General features: G+C 55.5%; 22 protein-coding genes. 11 read left to right on the top strand and 11 right to left on the bottom strand.

Annotated elements, in window-relative coordinates; all coding sequences use genetic code 11:
- Positions 1-73 precede the first annotated feature (73 nt).
- From FGF66_RS08625 to FGF66_RS08600, 6 genes are all read right to left on the bottom strand, one after another.
- The gene (locus FGF66_RS08625) at positions 74-829 is read right to left on the bottom strand and encodes a four helix bundle suffix domain-containing protein (RefSeq protein ID WP_139457246.1); all 756 of its coding nucleotides are present in this window, start codon (positions 827-829) and stop codon (positions 74-76) included.
- Between the two features lie 113 nt (positions 830-942).
- Entirely contained in the window at positions 943-1,740 is a 798-nt protein-coding gene (locus FGF66_RS08620; protein ID WP_139457245.1) for an SDR family NAD(P)-dependent oxidoreductase, read from the bottom strand.
- A gap of 157 nt (positions 1,741-1,897) precedes the next feature.
- Positions 1,898-2,326, bottom strand: coding sequence for an FKBP-type peptidyl-prolyl cis-trans isomerase (locus FGF66_RS08615; RefSeq protein WP_139457244.1), 429 nt, complete (start codon positions 2,324-2,326; stop codon positions 1,898-1,900).
- A gap of 271 nt (positions 2,327-2,597) precedes the next feature.
- Positions 2,598-3,644, bottom strand: coding sequence for a mechanosensitive ion channel family protein (locus FGF66_RS08610; RefSeq protein ID WP_139457243.1), 1,047 nt, complete (start codon positions 3,642-3,644; stop codon positions 2,598-2,600).
- 133 nt (positions 3,645-3,777) lie between these two features.
- Positions 3,778-4,977: a protoporphyrinogen/coproporphyrinogen oxidase gene (locus FGF66_RS08605; protein WP_139457242.1), complete on the bottom strand. Its 1,200-nt coding sequence runs from the start codon at positions 4,975-4,977 to the stop codon at positions 3,778-3,780.
- Positions 4,978-5,100: 123 nt separating this feature from the next.
- Positions 5,101-5,631 (bottom strand): gamma carbonic anhydrase family protein, encoded by a 531-nt coding sequence (locus tag FGF66_RS08600; protein WP_170181299.1) that lies wholly within the window; start codon positions 5,629-5,631, stop codon positions 5,101-5,103.
- Between the two features lie 416 nt (positions 5,632-6,047).
- Here FGF66_RS08600 and FGF66_RS08595 point away from each other — a divergent pair, with 416 nt between their 5' ends.
- The 7 genes from FGF66_RS08595 (at position 6,048) to FGF66_RS08560 (ending at position 12,246) form a co-directional block, all read left to right on the top strand.
- Positions 6,048-6,503, top strand: coding sequence for a hypothetical protein (locus FGF66_RS08595; protein ID WP_139457241.1), 456 nt, complete (start codon positions 6,048-6,050; stop codon positions 6,501-6,503).
- Positions 6,488-7,222 carry an LPS export ABC transporter ATP-binding protein gene (gene lptB / locus FGF66_RS08590; RefSeq protein ID WP_170181298.1) on the top strand — a complete coding sequence of 245 codons (735 nt, stop codon included), beginning with the start codon at positions 6,488-6,490 and terminating at the stop codon, positions 7,220-7,222. Before FGF66_RS08595 ends, lptB begins: the two co-directional genes overlap by 16 nt.
- A gap of 165 nt (positions 7,223-7,387) precedes the next feature.
- Positions 7,388-8,890: a B12-binding domain-containing radical SAM protein gene (locus tag FGF66_RS08585; RefSeq protein ID WP_139457239.1), complete on the top strand. Its 1,503-nt coding sequence runs from the start codon at positions 7,388-7,390 to the stop codon at positions 8,888-8,890.
- Between the two features lie 154 nt (positions 8,891-9,044).
- On the top strand, positions 9,045-9,317 hold the full coding sequence (locus FGF66_RS08575; protein ID WP_069810691.1) for an RNA recognition motif domain-containing protein: 273 nt from the start codon (positions 9,045-9,047) through the stop codon (positions 9,315-9,317).
- Positions 9,318-9,460: 143 nt separating this feature from the next.
- On the top strand, positions 9,461-10,873 hold the full coding sequence (locus FGF66_RS08570; protein ID WP_139457238.1) for an HD domain-containing protein: 1,413 nt from the start codon (positions 9,461-9,463) through the stop codon (positions 10,871-10,873).
- A 275-nt stretch (positions 10,874-11,148) separates the two neighbouring features.
- A complete protein-coding gene (locus tag FGF66_RS08565; RefSeq protein ID WP_139457237.1) occupies positions 11,149-11,472 on the top strand; it encodes a YtxH domain-containing protein in 324 nt (107 codons plus the stop codon).
- A gap of 3 nt (positions 11,473-11,475) precedes the next feature.
- Positions 11,476-12,246 (top strand): alpha/beta fold hydrolase, encoded by a 771-nt coding sequence (locus tag FGF66_RS08560; RefSeq protein WP_139457236.1) that lies wholly within the window; start codon positions 11,476-11,478, stop codon positions 12,244-12,246.
- A 221-nt stretch (positions 12,247-12,467) separates the two neighbouring features.
- Here the strand turns inward: FGF66_RS08560 and FGF66_RS08555 are convergent, their stop codons facing one another.
- The 5 genes from FGF66_RS08555 to FGF66_RS08535 all read right to left on the bottom strand — a co-directional run bounded on the left by FGF66_RS08555 (position 12,468) and on the right by FGF66_RS08535 (position 19,064).
- A complete protein-coding gene (locus FGF66_RS08555; protein WP_139457235.1) occupies positions 12,468-14,639 on the bottom strand; it encodes an ATP-binding protein in 2,172 nt (723 codons plus the stop codon).
- Positions 14,640-15,261: 622 nt separating this feature from the next.
- Positions 15,262-16,566: a 3-phosphoshikimate 1-carboxyvinyltransferase gene (aroA, locus tag FGF66_RS08550; RefSeq protein ID WP_139457234.1), complete on the bottom strand. Its 1,305-nt coding sequence runs from the start codon at positions 16,564-16,566 to the stop codon at positions 15,262-15,264.
- Between the two features lie 76 nt (positions 16,567-16,642).
- A complete protein-coding gene (gene rpsU / locus FGF66_RS08545; RefSeq protein ID WP_139457233.1) occupies positions 16,643-16,840 on the bottom strand; it encodes a 30S ribosomal protein S21 in 198 nt (65 codons plus the stop codon).
- A gap of 32 nt (positions 16,841-16,872) precedes the next feature.
- Positions 16,873-17,433 (bottom strand): hypothetical protein, encoded by a 561-nt coding sequence (locus tag FGF66_RS08540; RefSeq protein ID WP_139457232.1) that lies wholly within the window; start codon positions 17,431-17,433, stop codon positions 16,873-16,875.
- Between the two features lie 260 nt (positions 17,434-17,693).
- Entirely contained in the window at positions 17,694-19,064 is a 1,371-nt protein-coding gene (locus FGF66_RS08535) for a cystathionine beta-synthase (RefSeq protein ID WP_139457231.1), read from the bottom strand.
- A gap of 180 nt (positions 19,065-19,244) precedes the next feature.
- On the opposite strand from FGF66_RS08535, the gene alr reads away from it, so the two are divergent.
- The 4 genes from alr (at position 19,245) to FGF66_RS08515 (ending at position 22,665) form a co-directional block, all read left to right on the top strand.
- On the top strand, positions 19,245-20,399 hold the full coding sequence (gene alr, locus FGF66_RS08530) for an alanine racemase (protein ID WP_139457230.1): 1,155 nt from the start codon (positions 19,245-19,247) through the stop codon (positions 20,397-20,399).
- 148 nt (positions 20,400-20,547) lie between these two features.
- Entirely contained in the window at positions 20,548-21,063 is a 516-nt protein-coding gene (locus FGF66_RS08525) for a ComEA family DNA-binding protein (RefSeq protein ID WP_139457229.1), read from the top strand.
- The gene (locus tag FGF66_RS08520; RefSeq protein WP_139457228.1) at positions 21,063-21,926 is read left to right on the top strand and encodes a hypothetical protein; all 864 of its coding nucleotides are present in this window, start codon (positions 21,063-21,065) and stop codon (positions 21,924-21,926) included. Before FGF66_RS08525 ends, FGF66_RS08520 begins: the two co-directional genes overlap by 1 nt.
- A gap of 337 nt (positions 21,927-22,263) precedes the next feature.
- Positions 22,264-22,665 carry a hypothetical protein gene (locus tag FGF66_RS08515; RefSeq protein WP_139457227.1) on the top strand — a complete coding sequence of 134 codons (402 nt, stop codon included), beginning with the start codon at positions 22,264-22,266 and terminating at the stop codon, positions 22,663-22,665.
- Positions 22,666-22,716: the final 51 nt, after the last annotated feature.

Here is a 22,716-nt window from a genome sequence, read left to right as displayed (position 1 = left end):
GATTTTAACCGCCGTTCTGATCGAATGATACTCATTTTTCGGCAACAGTCCATCAACCGATCCGACCGCTCTCTCACACTCGCACCACCTCTTTGCAGTCGGGGTAGCCGGTGCAGCCCCAGAAGGGCTTTCCCGCATTCCGGCCAGCTTTGGCTGTGCGCAACGTCATCGGCTTGCCGCATTTCGGGCATGAGGGCGTCGCCCCGGATGGCGTCGGCTGACGATGAGGCTCCTTGCTCTGGCGCTCCCGCGAGTCCGGGCGGGCGGCGGCAGGCTGCTCGCTGTGGCCACCCGCCTCGGCAGACGACTCCTCCAGCGCGGCAATCTGCCGGTCGAGCAGGTAGCTCGTCTGATGGATCAGGCAGATGATCGCGTTGGCCCGCACCTCGGCACGCTCATGCTCCAGCCACGGAGCATACAGCGCCCAGCGCTCCGAATCTGAAAGATCGGTCAGATCAGCCTGATCGTGCCGTTCTTGCCGGAACCGCTTCGGCACTTCGCGAACAGCTTGCAATTCAGCGCTCGAAAGCGTCCATTGCGCCAAACGCCGATGGCGCAGGTAGTCCTCGAAGTCGAGCAGCAGCGCTTCGAGGCTCGAACGAGCGACGTTGACCAGCCGCATTTCCGTCTGCGAAGAGGTCGCCGAAGCGCGGCTGGCTTCCGCGATATTCAGCCGCCCTGAACGCGCCGCCTGCGTCATCTGGTCGAGCGTCCGCGACCGGGAATCGACGAACTTCTCGCAAAACAGGCAGGTGGCATCGTAAATCAGAGTCACCGTCTGAAAACTGGCGGCACTCCGATAACCGCCACTCGGTCTCAGCTTTTTCATGGTGTTGTATGATAAGTTCGTTCCTTTGCGCATACCGGGTTTGCCGGTAGAGGGGCGCGCAAAGAACATCAGGGGTTTGAACGATTATACTTTGTAAAAGTACATCTTTCTTCTCAGAATATGAAGCGCCGCAGCATCTCGCCGGTCAGCGCGGCAAGTTCCCGCCGGGCGGCAGGATCAAGGGCAATCGGTGAGCAGCGAGCCGGGCGGAGGTTCTCGAAATACTCGCCGTTCCAGCCATTTCGCGTGATCTCCATGACTGTCTCGAACACCTCCTCCCCGCCGACCGACACGTCGTCACCGGCGAGCGACCATCCGGCGTGCAGCAGCTTGGTGGCGATCACGCCCGGATCGAGCGAGTTCGACCGCACATCACTTGCCGAATCGCTGGTGAACATGATATTGAAGAGCTTGCTCCGCGCATAGGCGTCATAGCCCGAATAGCCGCGCTCGCCCTGCATGTTGGCGGAATCGAACACGGCGCTGTGGTGATCGACCGAGCTCACATTCAGCACCGATCCGCCGTTGGCAATGAGCAGCGGCTTGACGACGCCGGTCAGCAGCTCCGGCGCGAGGTAGTTAACGCAAAAGGTGGTCTCGTACCCCTCCGGCGTGAGCGTGCGCGTCGGCATATAGACCGCCGCGTTGTTGACGAGCAGAGCGAGATCGGGGAAACGCTCGACCAGCTCCCGCCCCATCGAACAGACCGCATCGAGATCGGTAAAGTCCGCCTCGACGAAACCCAACGGCTCCGCGCCCGTCACCCGCGCAATCTCCGCCGACGCAGCCTTGATTCGCGAAGCACTCCGCCCATGCACAATCACCCGATGCCCCGCCGCCGCGAACCGCTTCGCCGCCGCAAGGCCGATGCCGTCAGTGCTTCCGGTGATGCAGAGGGTGAGGGGTGGCATCCTGTGAAAATGGGTTTTATTTCTTGTGAGCCGCATGATCCGTGCGATCTCAGGAATAACAAACGAACAAGAAAACAGGAAAAAGTTGTGAACAGCGGGGAGGCATCGCTCCGGCCAGCTTGCTGAAACGGACAGGCTGGCCGGAGGTTAGCGGATATCAGAGAATCTCGACGAGTTCGAGTTCGAAGTTGAGGTCGAGACCGGCCATTGGATGGTTGGCGTCGAGCGTGACGGTGGTGTCGGTCAAATCGATGATCAGCACGATCGCTTCGCCGCCGTCGGCGAGGCTGAGCTGGAGCTGCTGGCCAATTTCGAGCGGAATGTCAGCCGGAACCTGGTCGCGCTTGATTTCGGCGATAAGCTCTTCGGCTCTCGGGCCATACGCCTCGTCCACGGGAATGTTGACCGTCTTTTTCTGGCCCGGTTCCATATCGACCAGCGCGCGGTCGAAACCGGGAATCACCATGCCGACGCCGATGGTGACCTCCAACGGGCCGCGATCGACGGAGCTGTCGAAAACCGTGCCGTCATCGTAGGTGCCGGTATAGTGAACCAGAACCTTGTCGCCTTTCTTTGCCTGTGCCATAACTCTTTCTCCTTCAATCAGTTAAAATCGGGCCGTCCGCCATAAAGACTATCAACTCTTACCGGAACCGAAAGCCAGCGACTGCCCGTATGAAAAAAATTTAAGCCGCAAGATAACACTTTTTGCCAGAGCCGGGCCGAAAAGTTCCGGCATGACTCGCCGTATCGATCTGCCGCGACACCACTTGAAAGTACACCGATTTGTGTCGAAACGTTCAGTGCCGAGCGTTATCGGCGGGCAAGATGAAAAGAGGATAGAAGCCCCTCCCCCGTCACTCCACCGGCAGTTCGACGGCGTTGTTGTCGTCGTCTTCGAGAGTTTGCGGAGAATGGATGAAGGAGATCAGTTGTTCGCGGACGTGGCAGCGCAGCGCCCAGAGGTCGGCGGAGTTCGAGGCGCTGACCAGCGCACGAAGCTCCATCGTGGCGTCCGCGGCGTCGGTGACTTCGAGCCGCGCGACCCGCCGATCCCAGAGCGGACTCTTGGCGGCGATCCGCTCGAACTCCCGGCGCACGGCTTCGACCGGCACCGCGTAGCTGACGCGGAGCGTAACCGCGCCGGTCAGTTCGGCGGAGGTGCGCGTCCAGTTCTCGAACGGCTTGTCGATGAACCAGGTGATCGGCACAATGATGCGCCGCTGATCCCAGAGCCGCACGACGACGTAGGTGAGGGTGATCTCTTCGACGCGGCCATTTTCGTTTTCAACCACGACGACATCGCCGAGGCGCACCGGCTGGGTGATGGCGATCTGGATACCCGCGATGAGCGTCTGGAGGCTGCGCTGGGCGGCGAAACCGATGACGATGCCGGCCAGCCCCGCCGAGGCGAGAATGCTCAGGCCGATCTGCCGCACGGTCTGGAAGGTCATGAGTACGCTGGCGATGGCCACGATGATCACCAGCACGTTGACGATTTTCCGGAGAAGGCTTACGTTGGTGGTGATGCGCCGCGCCTCGATGCTGCTTTTCCCGGCGTCACGGTATCGCTGCTGGATCACCGCTTCGATGGCGGCGAAAATCCTGAGCGCGAACCACGAAACGCCTGCGATCGAGCCGATGGAGAGCATGTGCGTCAGAAGCTCCTTGATCTCGCCCGGCATCCGCACATAATAGACGATACCAGCGAGGGCGATCAGCACGAAGAGCACCCTGACCGGCATGACGAGCAGGCCGAGCGTCGGAGCGCTTCCGGCGATAGTCTGCCGGATGCGGTCGAGCGTACGCTTGAGCAGGGCGTTGCCAAAGAGGTAGAGCAGCACCGCCAGCGTAGCGGCGGCCACCGGCATGATCCACGATTCGATCAGGGTCTGTGCATTCATCGTCGTCCGTTGATGGGTTCCGGGCACTCAGTCCGTTTCACGAAAAAGTAGCGATGAACCCGAACGTGTGCAAACAGGAACGCCCCGAAGGGGGAGGTCTCCGAGGCGCTCAAAAAGGGATGGAAGCAACTGCTCAACGCGAAACCTGCATACGGTCGAACTCTTCGCGTGAACGACTGACGCAGTCCTCGATGGCCATGCCGCCGTAGTAGTTGCCGGTCATGTAGAGGTTGCGCACGTTGCCGAGCAACTGATCGGTTTTGTCGGCCCACTCCTTGTGGCCGAGGCGAAGCGAAGGAACCACGTTCTTTTTGTCAACCGCGTGTTCGATCTTGGAGCGACTGATGCCGAGCACCTCCATGATGCGCTTGAACTTGGCGTTGTCGTCGAGGCCGGGGCGGAAGTGGAAGGCGAAACCCCGGAAGTTGTCGTCCGGCACGGTGTCGCGCGACACCATCGAAAAGAAGGTGTCGTTCGGCGAAATGATCGCCGCCACCGGCTTGAGCGAAACATTCTTCTTCTTGACCACCACGCCGACCGAATCGACATCGGCATACCTGAGTTTGGTGAAGTGGTCGGCAAGCCCCGGGTTGATGTCGTGCACCAGCCGCGCCGCCGGGACCGAGGGCAGCGCGATGACGAGCGCGTCACCGGAAAACTCTTGGCCGTCGGCGGTTTTGACGACATACCTGCCGCCGGCGTGCGCCACCGACTGCGCGGGCGAACCGGCGCGAACGTCGATCCCCTTCTGTGCGGCGATGGCGCGGGCAACGCCCTGCAAACCCGTCTTGAAGGTGTAGTTCTTGAGCACATCCTTGCGCTTCTCGCGGCTCTTGAACATCATGTCCGCCGGAAAATCATCAGTCGGCTGCGACGGCACCGCATTGAAGAAGTGGCTCACCGTGTTGCGGTAGTTGTTCTCGCCTACAATTTTAGAGTAGTAGGAGCGCACCGACATATTCTCCTTCTTGAGGGAAAAGAGGTTCGGTGCCGAGCGGAGCAGCTCGAAAATATTGAGGCCGGACATGATCGACGACACCTTGCCGTTCTTGAGCAGCGTGAAGGGCGCCTTGGCGCGGGGGATGAGCGTATCCATGATGCCGCAAGCCTCGACGATGCCGAGCAGGTTCTGGTAGGAGCTGTAGCAGGTGTGCGCGCCCATCTCCAGCCAGAATTTGTCGCCGTTGCTCGAAAACTGCGGAGAGGAGAACGAACCGCCGACGGCCGTCTCCTTTTCGATCAGCGTGGTTTTCATGCCGGCCTGCGAACAGTAGAATGCCATGCTGAGTCCGCTGATGCCGCCGCCGATGATGACTACCTCTTTTTGCGCCATGAGAAAGCTGGTGAGAGTTCGATTGAAAAAATGATTTGCAATGTAGTGAAATGATTGCAGAAAAACGTAACAGGCTTTACAACGCACTCCCGAATGCGGCGATCCGACCGATCTGATTTGGTGTCACCGTCCTTCGTAGCCGTCCTCGCGGTAATGCTGCACGTAGCGAACGTAATTTTCCGGCGACTCGGCGATATTCCGGCGCTCCTCCTCGGTAATCGGGCGCATCACTTTGGCGGGAACTCCGGCGACGAGCATTCCCGTCGGCAAACGGAAGCCCTGCCTGACGAGCGAACCGGCGGCCACGATCGACCAGGGTTCGACAACGCAGTGGTCGAGCAGCGTGGCGCTCATGCCGATCAGCACGTTATCTTCGACCGTGCAGGCGTGCAGCGTGGCCGCATGGCCGATGGTGACGTTGCTGCCAATCTTCAAGGGGCCGGTGTCATGCGTCACGTGTAGCGTCGCATTGTCCTGCACGCTGGTCTTTTCGCCGATGGTGATCGGGCACACATCGCCGCGGATCACCGTGTTGAACCAGACGCTCGAATGCGCGCCAATCTTGACGTCGCCGATGACATAGCAGCCTTCGGCCAGAAAAACGGACTCGTGAATCTCCGGGTGCATCCCCCGGTACGGTATGACCTTTCTCATGAGACTAAAAGTTGAAATTTTCGACGATAAAAACTCAAATTTCACATTACCGCTTTTTGGCCCGACTTGAAAGTGCGCCACGCAAATTGATGGACAAATCGACGGCGACTCGCGCTGCTTTGAGTTTTCGATAAAACCGGAAAAGAGTGATACTAAGAGAAAGAGAAAATCTTTATCACCCCTTGACCCGGCTGTCAATCAATCAGAAATAACCTTATCATGGCAGAGGACAACAAACATTTTTTGACATCACTGCCCGTGCCGCTGTCATCACCGCCGTCGCCACGCTTCTGGTAACGCTCAACAACAAGCCCGACCTGCCGCCTGTCAACCCCGACCCGTCGGCAGACTCCACGCCGCCAGCCAGTCAACCGGCTGAACCGTCACAAAGCACCGTAAGGCCAGCGATACCGCCCTTGAGGATCGCTGATGACAGACTTACCATTCAGCCTCAATTACCGCAAACGCTCCACGCATTCAATCTTCCCGCTGTTATCGACGATCCCGACGGCTTCACCTATGTCCGTAGCATGAAGTCCTCCGCCAGCCAGATTGTCGCAGAAAATCAACAAAAACGAACGCTTCTGCACCTTTCATCAGAGCGAGAACTGGTGTCAGGTCAAAACCGCGCAGGGCAAAGTCGGCTATGTCCATGTCAGCAGAATAAAGCTTCTGGCAAACCCGTAGGCAACAGCAACGAAAACAGCTTGCCTGTTCTCCGACAGACCTCGACGATGGCTCGGCAAGCTTGCCAGATCAAAATGAGCAAGATGATCGTTATATTTGGCGAGCCGGGCGCCCCTGAAAAAAGCTTCGGAAAGGATGGTCAGGCAAATAAAATCATGATGTGGATACCATGGAATCGATACTGAGCTGTTCAAATCTGAAAAAAGTTTACAACAAGCGCGAGGTGGTCAAAAGCTCGACGCTTGAAGTCAAGCAAGGCGAAATCGTGGGGCTGCTCGGCCCGAACGGCGCGGGCAAAACCACCACGTTTTACATGATCGTGGGGCTGGTGAAGCCCGACGCGGGGCAGGTACTGCTCGACCAGGAAGAGATTACCAATCTGCCGATGTACAAACGGGCGCGCAAAGGGATCGGCTACCTGCCGCAGGAGGCGTCGGTGTTCCGCAAGCTGACCGTCGAGGAGAACATCCTCGGCGTACTCGAATTCACCTCGCTCTCCAAAGCCGAGCGGCGGGAAAAAACCGACAAGATGCTCGAAGACCTCAGCATCGCCCACATCCGCAAGAGCATGGGCTATTCGCTGTCGGGCGGCGAGCGCCGCCGCACGGAGATCGCCCGCGCCCTCGCGCTCGATCCGCGCTTCATTTTGCTCGACGAGCCTTTCGCGGGCGTCGATCCCATCGCCGTCGAGGACATTCAGCAGATCGTCGAAGGGCTGGTGAAGCGCAACATCGGCGTGCTCATCACCGACCACAACGTGCACGAAACGCTCTCGATCACCGACCACGCTTACCTGCTCTTCGACGGCAGCATCTTCATGCACGGCACACCCAAGGAGATCGCCGAAAATACTGAAGCCCGCAAGGTCTATCTCGGCGAAAAGTTCTCGCTCGACCGCTACTGAGCGGCAGGAATGAGCAAGGCAAGGGCTCCGGCCGCAGGCGTTGGGCCGGAACAAATCATGCCCGAAACTTTGAATTTCAAAGCCCTGTTATAAAAAGACAGATGCCCGTCTTTTTTGCATTCCATTCCTACGACACGAGCGACCATTGCCGGAGGCTATGACCCGATGAACATTTTACTTCTCTATCCCGAGTTTCCGGACACCTTCTGGAGTTTCAAGCACGCCCTCAAGTTCGTCAAAAAAAAGGCCGCCCTTCCACCGCTCGGTCTGATTACCGTGGCCTCCATGCTTCCGTCCGCGTGGCAGCGCCGTCTGGTTGACCTCAACGTCCGGCCGCTCCACGGCGATGATCTCGCCTGGGCCGACATCGCGTTCGTCAGCGCCATGGCCGTACAGCAGGAGTCGGCTCGCGAGGTGATCGCGCGCTGCAAAACCGCCGGAGTGCCGGTGGTGGCGGGCGGGCCGCTTTTCACGACCGGTTACGCAGAGTTCCCGGAGGTCGATCACTTCGTGCTGAACGAGGCGGAGATCACTCTTCCGCGCTTCATCGCCGACCTCGAAAACGACCTCCTCAAACGACACTATACCGCAGAAGAGTTCCCCGATCTCGGCCTGACGCCCGTGCCGGACTGGGAGCTGCTCGACATGAAACAGTACGCCTCGATGGCCATCCAGTTCTCGCGCGGCTGCCCGTACCGCTGCGACTTCTGCAACGTCACCGCGTTGTTCGGTCACAAAATCCGCACCAAATCGAGTGCGCAGATCATCGCCGAGCTGGAGGGGCTGCGAAAGCGCGGCTGGCAAGACAGCATCTTTTTCGTGGACGACAACTTCATTGCCCACCGCGCGTACCTGAAAAAGGAGCTTCTGCCAGCGCTGATCGCCTGGAGGAAGGCCAATGGCGTAACGAACAAGTTCTACACGGAGTGTTCGATCAATCTGGCCGATGATGACGAGTTGATGACGTTGATGGTGATGGCCGGTTTCAACCAGGTGTTCATTGGCATCGAAACGCCGGAAGCCACGGCCTTGCAGGCCTGCGGAAAGCAGCACAACACCTCGCGCGACATGCTCGAAAACATCCGCAGAATCCAGCATGCGGGCATCGAAGTGCAAGGCGGATTCATCGTGGGATTTGACAGCGACACACCGTCGATTTTTCAGAAACAGATCGAGTTCATCCAGAACAGCGGCATCGTGACCGCGATGGTCGGCATTTTGCAGGCCCTGCCCGGCACGAAGCTCTACGAACGGCTGAAGGGCGAGGGACGGCTGCTGCCCCATTCGAGCGGCGACAATGCGGACAGCAACACCAACATCGTGCCGGTGATGGATGCCGAACTTTTGCGCAAAGGGTACCGGGAGATGATGAACCAGCTCTACGCGCCCAAATTTTACTATCAGCGAATCCGCACCTTGCTGCAGGAGTACCGGCCTCATCAACTGAAAGGGCGCTTCCGGATGAGCCAGTTCATGGCCTTCCTGCGCTCGACGGTCGTGCTCGGCGTCATCGGGCGGGAGCGCGTCCACTACTGGCGAATGCTCGCCTGGACGGCTGTCAACCGCCAGCAGGCGCTGCCACTGGCCGTGACGCTCGCCATCTACGGCCACCACTTCCGGAAGGTCTGCGCCCTGCATTTGAAAGAGCGGCAACAGGCAACTATATGAACGTCAAATCAACCATGGATTTGTATGTTCAAACAATAAAGAGTAATATTAGGTTTCTGGACAACGGTTGGGCCAGAGGCTTTCAAGTGATTTGTGCTTTTGATTATTTGGCAGCTATTCTCTTTCTATCAAAGCACCAAGACATTGAATAAACATGAATATCTACATCGGAAATCTCAATTACGATATCACTGAAGCAGAACTGAGCGATGCGTTCGGCGAATTCGGAACCGTTTCCAAATCGAATGTCATCATCGACAAGTTCACGGGCCGCTCGAAAGGGTTCGGTTTTGTTGAAATGCCTAACGATGCTGAAGCCAACGAGGCAATCTCCAAGCTGAATGAAAGCGACCTGAAAGGCAGAAAAATCAGAGTAAACGAGGCCAAGCCGCGCGAAGATCGCCCGGTTTCCCGCCCCAGATACTGAGTCTCTGATCAGAATCAAAGCTAAAAGCTGCTGTAGAAAACGGCAGCTTTTTTATTGCCCTGTCATAACCGAACCGTCATATCTTGCCAGGGGGATAGCTCGTGCGTATCTTGCGCGAAACCCAGTCAACCATCCCCTGCGCCATGATCGCCGAGCCATTTCTGTTCCGCTCCGAGGGCGGATTCATCCGCATCCCCATCTGGGGCCACATTCCGCTGAGCGCGCCGCTCAAAAAAATTCTCGCCCACCCGTCGTTCCTGCGCCTCAAAGGCATCCGCCAGCTTTCGTTCGCCCAGCAGGTCTATCCCGGCGCGAACCATACCCGCTTCGAGCACTCGATCGGCGTCTATCATTTGATGAAAATGATCTTGCAGCGCATGGTGAGCAATCCGCTGGCGCTTGAATTGCAAAGCGAGCGCTTGCAGTTCGACGACGAAACCTGCCGCACGTTGCTGGCGACCTGCCTTTTGCACGACATCGGCCACTACCCCCACGCTCACGTGCTCGAGGAGATCACTCCGGCGGGTGCCGAGGGCGCGGTGTTCGCGCATCACGAATCGCTGACTGGCCAGTTCCTGAACGAGGAGCATCACGGCTCGCCCTCCATCGCGGCGATCCTGCACGACGACTGGCGGGTCGATGCTGACGCCGTGACGGAGATCATCGCGGGCAAAACGGCACACCGGCTCGGCAAGCTGGTGAGCGGCACACTCGATCCCGACAAGATGGACTACCTCATGCGCGACGCGCACCACTGCAATATTCCGTACGGCAGCATCGACATCGAGCGGCTCATCGAGTCGTTCGTGCCCGACCCGGAGCGCCAGCGGCTGGCGATCACCGAAAAAGGGATCGCGCCGCTCGAAAGCCTGCTCTTCGCCAAGTACATGATGATGCGCAACGTCTATTGGCACCACACCAGCCGCACCTTCGCGGCGATGCTGCGGCGGCTGTTGCAAGAGGTCGCCGACGATGGCCGCCTGCCCGCCGCGTCGCTGCGCGAACTGTTCTACTTCAACTCCGACGACCGGGTGCTTTACGAACTCGAACGGGCGATTCGCGGCCTCGGCCTCCCGGCGGCGGAGCTGCTCGACGCGATTCTGGAGCGCCGCGTCTATAAACGGGCCATGACCATCCGCCCCTACTCCGGCCCGGAGATGGAGATCGATCCCGCGTGGTTCGCCTACAGCGCCGACCACCGCCGCCGCAAGGAGAAGGAGCTCGAAATCTGCGATCTCGTCGGCAAAAAAACCGGACAACGGCTCGCGGGCCACGAGGTGCTCATCGATGCGCCCGCCTCGAAGGATGTGTTCGACTACGACGACTTCCGCGAACTGCGCGTCTGGCCGACCAAGAGCGAGCACCGGCACATGGCCCAGCCGACCGACGCGAACGGCTACATCCGCTTCGACGATTTCCGCGAATCGGTGTTCCGCTCGGACTTCATCCTCTCGTTCGAGCGCTACACAAAAAAATTCCGAGTGCTCTGCCGCCCCGACCTGGTCGAAACGCTCTCCGGCCTCGAAGCGGAGGTGCTGGAAATTTTGCGCGGATAAAAATTGCAGGCCGGGGAAAGGACAAGAAGGTCAGCAGGGACACAAAGGAGGGCAAAGACGATGGGCGGGGCTGATGCGCAAAAACCGGTCTCTTGCATTCAGGAGGGTTTTAACCCTCCGGACATTCAGCACTCTTCCATTCACATTGCCCCGGCTTTCAAGCCGGGGAACAGATTCCTCCCACGCCCAATCCCGATTCAATGGGGATGAACCTTTTTAGCGCCTGCCTTTTGTTATATTCTTACGGTAAACTTTCCAACCCAACTCCTTCGATCATGGAACATCAGGACAAATACTACAAGGGAATGTTTTTCGGAGTCATCCTCGGCGCGGCGGTCGGTACTATCATGGGTCTGCTCTTCGCTCCGCGCAAGGGCGAGGATACCCAGATGATCATCAGCGGCAAGGTCAAACGCGCCATCGACCGGGCGGCGGATTTGTATGAAGGTTCGGAACCCGAAGCGACCTACAGCAATGAGGCCAAGCACCGCTCGCAGGAGATCATCGACAGCGCCCGCGACGAGGCCCGCAAAATTCTCGACGAGGCCAACGACATCATCAGGGACATTCGTGGCCAGTCGAAAGCGCAGGAGAACTGAGCGATGCTGACCTTCACAGGAGCGGCGGGCGGAGACGCCGGTAACGTGTTGCTTTTACACGCTTTCCCGGTTTCAGCACAGATGTGGGAGCCGCAGCTCGCCCCGCTCGCCGAGTCGGGCTACCGGGTCGTCGCGCCGTATGTCTATGGCTTCGACAGTTCGCCGTCGCGCCCCGGATGGAGCATGGATGATTACGCCCGCGACCTCGCGCGGCTCATCGAGGCGCTGGGCTGGTCGAGCGCGACCGTCGTCGGCCTCTCGATGGGCGGCTACCAGGCGATGGCTTTCTACCGGCTCTATCCCGAGCTGACCGCCTCGCTGGTGTTCTGCGACACGCGAGCCAACGCCGACACGCCCCAGGTCTTCTCCGTACGGCAGGAATTCAGGAAAGCGGTGATGGAGAAGGGATCGGAAGAGGCTGCGGCGAGAATGGTGCCAAACTTCTTCGCGAAGGAGACCTACGCCTCGAACCAGCCGCTCGTCGAGAGAACGCGGGAGAGCATCGTCCGCCAAGCGCCGGAGGAGATCAGCGAAGCGATGCGGGCCATCGCCGAGCGCGAGGATTCGACGGAGCTGCTGACCGAGATCGCCTGCCCGACGCTCATCGTCTGCGGCATGGATGACACGGTCACTCCGCCGGAGATCGCCACCACTATGCACGCCCTCATCCCCGGCTCAAAGCTCGAACTGATCCCCGAAGCCGGCCACCTCTCGAACCTCGAACAGCCAGCGATGTTTAACGGCATCTTGCTGGAGCATTTGCGGAGTTTGTAAAAAGGAGAACCCCCAACCGGTTACAGATGAACCAGTTGGGGGTTTGCTTCTTTTTACATGATGATTATAACCAATCACTTATAACATTTGGCGATAAATACTGTAGGGAACTTAGAAGCGATTAACTGTTCGTTTATCACAATGCTTATTAAATTTACTATACTCAACAACACCAACAAACCGACTATTGCTCTTATACAATTTTGACATCCTTGCTTCTCTTATGCAAGTAATGTTTTAGTATCATTATACAATTGCTTTAGATGGTCATTCGCCATATCTAGAATAGGTTCATACATAAATGAATTTAAGTGAATATTTTCTGGCGTCATTAAATTAATTTGATCTAAAAGAATTGCCTCATTCGTTTTTAATGGGAAGTCGTTCTTAAACCTTTTAATGAGTTGAAATGTCTGATTCTTTGTAATTGAAATCCAAAAAGCATTATCATTTATTTCCCTCACCATATAAGCTTCAGATTTTAACCTTATCGCCATTGAGAGAACTATCTTATTTTCCAGTTCAACGATTTCGCTTGTATCTACATATATTAAGTCTGCTGTTTCACAAATTAAATCAACAATAAGTTTATTAGGATCAGGAAGCACCAATACTGACTTATCAACGAGATTTCTTTTAAAGATGGCCTCTATGTCTGACACTTTGATTGTCTCTGTATCATTTTTGAAATGAAGTATAGAAGTCAACAAAATAAAATCCGTATCATTACCGGAGTATTCAGCAAGATTTCTTACAAATGGAATTGAAGCTAATAACATTGCGTTATCGGCATGAAGATTCGACTTCCAATGTAAAAATGGATTGTTTTGATATTTTTCCTGAACCAGAGTAATCCCATTTGCTGTTTTTATAGTATTGAGCTTATGTTGACGTGACATATCCAATCTACCGCTTACAGTTCTATGAAAATCGAAGTTATGAGTTAGTATTATTTGGTAAAACAATGGTTCTTCTGAAATTTCTTTTAAATATTCAATAATAGCATACTTGTTTTTATAGTCAAAAGAATCCGCAATATCATCAACTATGAACAATGTTTTTTGACCTGATTTCTTCTTTGCACGCACCTCGAAAATAATATTAAGCAAATAAAAAGCTCTTTTTTCACCTTGACTCAAAACACTTAACAAGGATGACTCATCAACGTCAGTCGATTGATTTTGCAGCCTATCGCTAAAGATAAAAGTAAGGTTTGGCGAGTCACTTTTTAATATAACATCTTCTTGATTTCTCAGCTTTAATTGAAATGGAACTGAAAATCTTTTATTAAAAATATCTATAACATCATTCCATTCTGTCTGCTCAGACTTTGCAACTTCTACAATTTTTTCTATTTCTTCCTTACCTTTTTTGTATTCATCAAGTAATACGCCGACTAACGCCTTTTGATCCACCAGATAGGAATACCATATTTCTTTCCTGAAGTTATCAAGATCTACTAATTCGCTCAATATTCCTTTATCATCAAAAAGATACTCACGAAACTCTTTCAATTGAGCATTTGAGAGTTTAGTATCAATTTCATTAAATTTTTGCTGTATTTCTGAATCACTCAATACTAATTCAAGTTCTTTTGCAATTAGTTCTTGCAATTCATCTTCGGAGGCAACAGTATCATTGCTTGTCCCATTAAACAAATTTACCGAATGTTTCGCCTTGAAAAAACCATTGCTTTTTAATGATTTCTGAATATCAGAGGCATTTGAATGATTAAAACCCTTTTGAAAGTATTTAGAGGATTCAATAAGAGCATTGTACCTTTCGATATATTCTTTTATTTGTTTTTTAAAGTCTTTTGAGTTTAAAAAATCAACAACTTTTTGATCAAATATTTTTGAATAGATAATTGAAGAAAACGGGTGCTCATTTCTTTCAAAAATTATTTTTTCTATCGATAATAAAATATCATAGAAAGATTTATTTCCAAAAGTTTCCGACAATTCAGACTCAACGGTTATTGTTCGCCCTTTTAAACCTGACAACTGCTTTAATTTAGTCACAAGAATAGATTTCTCTTTTTCAATTTGCTTAAGTATTTCTTCATATCTATCTTTTAATACCTGATTAACTAATAGTTTTGAAGCTTGGTCTGACCTGTAACTTTCAATGTATGGCTCAATAACAAAAACTTGACTTGCAACTAAGTCTGCATTTGTTTCATCCTTTATCTCTCTGACATTAATTCGGTCGACAAATATGAAGTCTTTTGTATCTCTCTCCAAACTATAGTCTTTAAATGTCTTTGCAAAACTTGTTTTCATTGAACCATTTGGTGCATATAATGAAAATACTTTTCGTGATGAAAAATCAAAATCTCTTTCGAGTTTTTTTATTCCATAGCAGTTCTCAAATTTTACTTTCAATATCTGCATAATCTTGTTATCTGTGTTATTTTAGCCTTGCAAACAACTAGCCTATCTGCGCTACACTACCGCGCCAAACTCCAAAAATCAAACGAATAAGCACAACAAAGTCGCGTTTATTCATCATCCAACTACCTTTCAAATTTCTCCAAACTATGTTGGCACCAATCCCCCATCCAAATCCAAAACAACCCAACGCCAGCAGCTCCGGCGAGCGCACAGCCGTAGTGACTGTTCGCCCCGGCTTTCGAGGGTCGTAATCCGTGAGATGAAGCTTGCGTGAGGCATTTGCTGTGGGGAAAGGTGATACTACCTTATTATTCAGCCAACACATTTTATCAAGGTAAATAATCTGTACCACCGCACAAACAAATCACGAAAATTCACCGCAGGAATTCCTTTTTCATCCCCCCTCCAAAAACGCGAAAAACCCCGACCGGTCTATCACCAGTCGGGGTTTCGACTTTCCGCCTCTGTCATTCTGAGTCCGACACAGTCGGGCGAAGAATCAAGAATGTCGCGTAAACCTCTATTTATTAATTAGTTATCAGCAGATTCAGAAAAAACTGGATTCTTCACTTCGTTCAGAATGACAAAAAACCTGAGTCATGAAAAAATGATTGATAAAAGCCTACTGCCTCAGCGACTCGATCAGCGCGAAGAAGTTCGGGAACGAGACGCCTGCCACCTCGCGATCCGAGAGGCGCAGCGATGCGCCCGAGGCTTCGGCGGCGATGGCGAAGCTCATGGCGATGCGGTGGTCGTCGAAGCACTCGATCTCCACCTCCTGCTGATTGCTCTTCGGACGCCCCTTCACCACGAAGCCGTCGGGGTACTGCTCGCACTCGAAGCCGAGACGCTCCAGGTTGACCACCAGCGCGTCGATGCGGTCGCTCTCCTTGGTGCGCAACTCGGCGGCGTTGTGCAGCTCGAATTCGCCCGAGGCGAAGGCCGAGAGCACGGCGAGCATCGGCACTTCGTCGATCACGCCCGCCACGACGCCGTGGTCGCTGATGCGCAGCGGCGCGAGGCCGGAGCAGCTCCGCACGACGATGTCGCCAACCGGCTCGCCGCCCTCCGAGCGCACGTTCTCGATGCCGAGACCCGCGCCAGCCTCCTGAAGCACCTCGATATAGGCCACGCGCGTCGGGTTGAGGCAGACGTTGCGCAGCACGATCTCCGAGCGCTCGCCAAGCAGGCCGAGGGCAATCATGAAGCAGGCCGCCGACGGATCGGCGGGCACGCTGAACGGCTTGGCGGCAATCGGCTTGCGCCCGTCGATGATGATCTCGCGCACACCGTCGGGGCGGTCGATGGTTTCGAGGCCAAGCATCAGCTCGGTGTGGTCGCGCGAGCGGATCGGCTCGACGATCTTCGACTGCCCGTCGGCGTGCAGCGCCGCGAAGGCCACGAGCGACTTCACCTGCGCGGAGGGCACCGGAAGATGGTACTCGATCGTCTTCAGCGCTTTGGTGCCGTTGATGACCACCGGCGCGGTTCCGGCGCTTGAGAGCGAAATTTCCGCCCCCATCTGGCGCAAGGGATCGGCCACGCGCTTCATCGGGCGCTTCATCAGCGATGCGTCGCCCACCAGCTCGCTCCGAAAAGGCTGCGCGGCGAGGATGCCCGCCATCATGCGCATCGTGCTGCCGGAGTTGTTGCACATCAGCGGCGCGGACGGCTCGCGGAAGCTCCAGAGGCCGTTCGACTCGATGACGACGCGCCGGACGACGCGCCCGTCACCGGCGGAAAGCTCCTCCTGGCGAACGGAAATTCCGGCATCCCGCAGCACCGACAGCGTGGACTGGTTGTCGTATCCGCCCGAAAAGTTGGAAATTTCGGTCACGCCTTCGGCAAGCGCGCCGATGAGGGCAGCGCGATGGGAGATCGATTTGTCCGGTGGAAGGCTCGAAACTTCGCCCTGAAAGACGCTCATGGCTGGCTCGTTTTATCGTTGATAAAAAAAAGCAGCCCCAAAGGGAGCTGCTTTTCAATACTGAGTTCCTGAAAAATCAGGAGTTGCGCTCTTCGTTCGCGCGCTGTGCGCGACGCTTGCTTCTTGAACGCTTCAGACGGTTGTCGATCGACGGCTTCACGAAGTACGCATTTTTGCGAAACTCCTTCAGAACGCCTGCTCTCTCGTATTTCTTTTTGAAACGCTTGAGCATTTTGTCAATCGATTCATTTTCATTTACCTGAACGCTGACCAATGAAATTCACCCCCTTGCCTGTGATCCGACTTTTAACGCCGTAATTTGAGTTTGATAATATCGGTAACCGACTCGGAGCTTTTCGTCTTGCCCTTGTTGAGCTGCACGTTTTCGAGAAGCTGTTTCCGGCCGCTTTTGCAAAATTCCACGATGATGACATGCGCCCCGCTTCCGGTCGCCTGCTTTTCACGAACCACCCCCACTTCGTCGAGGGCTTTGTGATACACGGCATCGCCCTGCGCGTAAATTCCATGAGGAGTGTAGAGCTGGCAATCCTCCGGCCTCAGCTCGTCGGGACTCATCTCCTTGTCGATCTGGATCTGCCACTCCTTGAGAAGATGCACCTGGTTGCAGGAGGTGCACCGGATCCAGTACTGGTTCTCGGCAGCCGAAGCCTCCTCCGGCACGGCAGATTTTCTCTCTTTCGACTTTTTATCGGACGATTCGAAAAGCGGATCCTCCTCCCTGGGCTTGTCGCTGGGCTTCCATTCGCCGACAAATACCTGCTCGGTGACGCTGCCGCAGCCGTCGCAATAACCAGGCTTGATCTTGCCTTCGAGGATGTACTGCCTTTTTCTGGACTCTACCTTCATAAATGTCGCTGTTGTTGGAGTGCCTGTTCTGACACTCTGTCATGCGCGTGCATGAGGTTCGGAAGTACCTTCCTGAACAGGGTTCCGGAAACGTCACCCGGTTCAGGCCATCGATTCGCGCCTCATGTCCAAAGAAATGCGGCTTCAACAGGCAGACAAGCGAGAACCAGCGTCAGCGCTGGTTCCGTGAAGCTCTCTGCTCAAGAGTGCTTAGATAAGTAAATCAACCCGAAAAAACAACCACATAATTCAGGCCAACGTCACTTGTGGGTCAGTGCATCGATAAGGTCTGATTTATTAATCAGTTGCAAGCGGCCATCGCTGAGGCTGATGAGTACGCCGGAGGCGTTTGCCTGCAATTTTTCCGATAGTTCGGAAATGGTGGCGTCGGGCTGGCAGACCGGGAAGGGCTTTTCCATGAAGGCCACCACCTTGGCGTTCATCGCCGTATCGTTTTCGATCAGGATGGAGAGAATCCTGTTTTCGCTGATGCTGCCGATGGGCGCGCCAAACGAGACGATGGGCATCTGGGAGACATCGTTCTGCTTCATGGTTTCGAACACCTCGGCGAGCGTCTGCTCCGGTTGGGCGAAGATGAGGTCTTTGCGGGCCTTGCGTTGCAGAATGTCGTCGGCGGTGATCTGGTCGAGCGCCCCCTTCGCCTTCCGGTAGAAGCCGCGCTGCCGCATCCAGTCGTCGCTGTACATGCGCGACAGGTCGTAGCCGCCGAAATCGGTCATCATCACCACCACGAGCGCGTCCTGGCCGTACGCCTCGCCCTCGCGAAGAGCGGCGGCCATCGCCGCGCCGGAGGCTCCGCCCGCGAACACCGCCTCGGAGCGCAGCAGCTCGCGACCGCAGTTGAAGGCGTCGGCGTCGCTGACCTGCACGATCCGGTCGATCACTTCGGGATCCCAGAAGGAGGTCGGCCTCACCGCGCCAATGTCTTCGAGCCGGAACGCCGCCGGACTGCCATGACTCTTGCCGCCATGCAGATCGCCATAGATCGAGCCTTCCGGCTCGACGCCGATGATCTGAACCTGCGGATTGACCGACCTGAAGTAGCGCCCGATTCCAGAGATCATCGCGCCCGATGCCATCGGAACGAAGACGTGCGTCACCTGGCCCTCGCTCTGGCGGTAGATTTCCGGCCCGGTTCCCTCCTGATGCACCTGACGGCTGACCGGATTTTCGTACATGTTGGCGAACCAGGCGTTCGGCAGGGTGCGGACGAGATTCTCGGCAACATCGACGCAGCTTTGCAGGTCGCCGGGCAGCGCCTCCGACGGGGTGAACACCAGCTCCGCGCCAAGCGCCCGGAGCACCTCCTGCTTCTCGCGGCAGATGCTTTCCGGAGCGGCCAGCAACACCTTGTAGCCCCGGCTGACGGCGGCCATCGCCAGCGCGATGCCGCTGGTGCCGAAGGTCCAGTCCACGAGCGTCATGCCGGGATGAATCGCCCCGCGCTCTTCGGCGTCGCGCACAATGGCCGCAGAAACGCGGCAGTAGTGCGAAAAGCAGGGGTTCATGTATTCGAGCTTCGCCATGAACCGGGCGCGCTTCTGCCGGGTGAGCTGCTTCATGAGAACCAGCGGAGTGTTGTCCGAAATGTCGAAAATATCGTTAGTCATGGCGCTCGATGCTCTGATGATGGTTTTTCGTGAATAATAATACATATAATAATAATTGTCCATTTCCGTCTGCGGATCGCCATTGTTTTGAAAATCATGGGCAAAAAGCGTTTTTTTAGAGCATGTCCGGCTTTCGGCCTGAACCTTCTGGCCTGAACTTTCAACCCATCCGTCACTCTTGTGAGCGCCAGTCACGAACAGAACCCCTCCGTCGCCGCGCCGAACGCGCCATATCTTTCCGAAGCGCTCATCTCGCTCGGCAACCTCCGGCATAACCTCCGCTGCATCCGCGCCATCACCGGGCCGCAGTGCCGCATCATGGGCATCGTCAAGGCCAACGCCTACGGCCACGGAGCCGCGCAGGTCACGGCGACGCTCGAAGCGGAAGGGGTGCGTGATTTCGGCGTGGCCAACATCCACGAAGCGATCGAGCTGCGCCAGGAGCACCGGATGCAGCACGACTCGCGCCTCCTCGCCTTCGCCTCGCCGCTCACGGAGCACATCGCCCTGTACCTGCAACACGGCGTGGAGATGACTGTGTGCGACCACGAAACCGTCCGCGCCGCAGAAGCGATTGCCGCCGCGAGCGGAGGGCGGCTCCGGGTGCAGGTGAAGGTGGATACCGGCATGGGGCGGCTCGGCGTCACGCCCGAAGAGGCGGCGGGATTGCTGGAGCGGATCGACGCCAGCCCGAACCTCGAACTCGTCGGCATCTACACCCATTTCGCCGAGAGTCACAAGCCCGAAGGATTTACCGCCCGCCAGCGCGAGCGTTTCCTCGATGTGACGAACGCTTGCGAGCGGCGGACGGGCAGAACCGTCACGAAACACGCCTCGAACAGCGGCGCTATCGTCTCGATGCCGGACTCGCGGTTCGACATGGTGCGCCCCGGCATTCTGCTCTACGGCTGCCACCCGGTTGACGCAGAACCGTCGCCCGTGCCGGTCAGGCCGGTGATGCAGTTCCAGTGCCGGGTGATCTTCGTCAAGGAGGTCGCGGCGGGAACATCGATCAGCTACAGCCGCACCTGGAACGCCCCCGGAACGACACGAATCGCGACGCTCTCCGCCGGATACGCCGACGGCTTCCACCGTACGCTCTCGAACCGTGCGCGAGTCTGCATCGGCGGCAAAAGCTTCCCGCAGGTCGGCACGGTGACGATGGATCAGACGATGCTCGATCTCGGCGGCGACCGCTCGGTCAAGGTCGGCGACACGGCGGTGCTCTTCGGCTGGGACGGCCCGACGGCAGGCGAACAGGCCATCGCCGCCGGAACGATCAGCTACGAACTGCTCTGCTCGGTCTCGCGCCGGGTGAAAAGAATTTTTGTCTGAAGAACAAGAGGACGGCCACAAGAGTCGTCCCTACAGAAGAAAATGACAGGTTTCTGACAGGAATGGTTCGCGTACGGTATCCTGTCGGATACGGAAGAATTGCGATGCTCTGAAATACCCCTTACAACAACAGAACTTTCAACCCCTTATGAAATTTCTGGATAATGTTGCCGTGAAACTCGGCATCACGAAAGCGGAGATGACCGCCGTTACGCTGCTCACCTTTTTCCTCCTGCTCGGCGGAGCGCTGAAGTACAGCGGCTCGGTGCAGGAGGCCGACAAGGCGATCGCGCAGGCCGAAGTGGCCCGCTACTCCGAGGCGGAAGTGGACAGCCTGCTCAGCCTCGCCATGAAACCCGGCGATGCTGTCGCCGCTGAAACCCCCGGCATGGTGGCAGGCAATGCGGAACAGGAGGAGCCTGCGACGCGATCAACGGCGAGGCGTTCGTCGAAGAAAAAATTTACCGGAACGATGGCGTTCAGAACAGCTTCCGCCGCGCAGCTTCAGAGGATCCCCGGCGTTGGCCCGGTGATGGCCCGGCGGCTCATCGAGTTCCGCAAACAAAAGGGGGGGAAAGTCGAACATTTTAACGATTTTCTGAAGGTCAAAGGAATCGGCAAGAAAAAGCTCGAACTCCTTCAACAGCACCTTACCCTCGACTGATGAGCCAAAGCCAGATCGCCTGCGCGTTCGATGCGGGCAGCACCACCGTGGCGCGAGTCAAATCGACCGGCCACGGCTCGTTCACGATGACAATGTGCCGCACCATCGAGGGCGGCATGGACGAACTCGGCGGCCCGAAAGCTTCCCGGCTCGCCAAAAAGCTCGTCTCGATGCTGCGCGAATGGCGCGACGAGCCTGTCGCTCTCAGCTTTTCGCCCGCTGGACTCATGCCCCTTCCCGCCTGGCTCCCCTCCGGAAGTTCGGCGGAGTACCGCGACACGCTTTGCAGAATCGAAGCGGGCTACTTCCTCGACGAGATCGAGCGCTGGCAGTGGCACGACATGGCGCTGGAGCCAGCCCCCAGCCAGCCCGCCGGAGTGGATCGGCGGATGCTGCTCTTCTATCCGCTCGCGCCGGCGCGATTCATCGAAAACGAGTTGCGGAAACAGTGCCGCGTTGAGTGGCGCGGGGCGCACGTCGAGGCGGTGGCGCGGCTCTCGGCCGTAACCGGCGATACGCTGGCGGTGCTGGAGCTCGAAGAGCGCTACGCGGCGCTCTCCATTTCGACGAACGGCAAGATCGGCTATTTCAAATACTGGCCGGTGAAAGAGGCGAGCGAGCGGGAGTACTTCGCCATCACGGAGCTGACCTCAGCCCCGCTCGACGGAGCGCCCGTCAAAGTGACCGGCCCGGCGGCAAGCGCAAAAGTCATGGAGCGCATCAGCCGCGAAACCTCGCGGGCCATCGCACCGCTGGAGCTGCACCCGTGGGTATCGGCGGAAAAAGGAGCCAACAAAGCAAAATCCCCCACCGCCACCATCCGCGCCGTCAGCGCAGCGATCATGGCGCTGAACGGCGGGTGATCCGCTATTTTTGACGAACTGCGAATGTTGTTTAGATTTGAAGAGTTGGCTTGCTTTCTTTTTCTGAATCGAAAGGATGGTCGTTTGCATGGGTCGAAATTCATCGCGAAGAAAAAACCACTTCCAATCAAAGGGCTTGACAAGTGAGAATTACAGAAGTTCATCCGCAACCGGATTGGGCGTTGTCGATTATCGCGGAAGATGGGAGTGCGGCGCTGGGTTATCAGCGGAGACCATGGAATATCTATATTGAGCAATTTAACCTAAAAACCGTTAAATGCACTAAAAAATGAGAGTTATGCTTTGTGGGGCAAACGATTTAAACAATCTACTTCCCATGTTTGAAAAAGTGGCTAATGAAATGGGTTTCATGCCTTTTAACTATTTAAGCGGAAATATCTATTACCATAACTACGGACAAAATAAATGGGTTGACAATTCCAAGTCCACAGTCAACGATGTAGATATACTTGTTTTTGTCATTAATGAAAGTCACGGAGAAATCACTTGGAAAACGGAATACAATGAAGCGATTACTACTGGAAAAAATTTTATTGTTATGTGCTTAAGAGAAACATATGAGCATTACAGATATATTAAAAATAAATTTATAAAAATTCCAGATGAATTACCAGAAAATGACAAGCTCATCTTTAAGCAGATTGATTTTCTGGAGTCAATGCATCAAACAACTGTTGTGCCATTTGAATTAAGGGCATCTCTAAAAAGTCAGTACTGACATAAGGTATTGAAATCTATCGATTTAACTGAAATATCCATATCTTGACGC

The organism is Chlorobaculum thiosulfatiphilum (assembly GCF_006265165.1).
GTDB lineage: Bacteria > Bacteroidota > Chlorobiia > Chlorobiales > Chlorobiaceae > Chlorobaculum > Chlorobaculum thiosulfatiphilum.
Note: the sequence above shows the minus strand (reverse complement) of the source record. Positions and strands in the feature narration are given on the sequence as shown.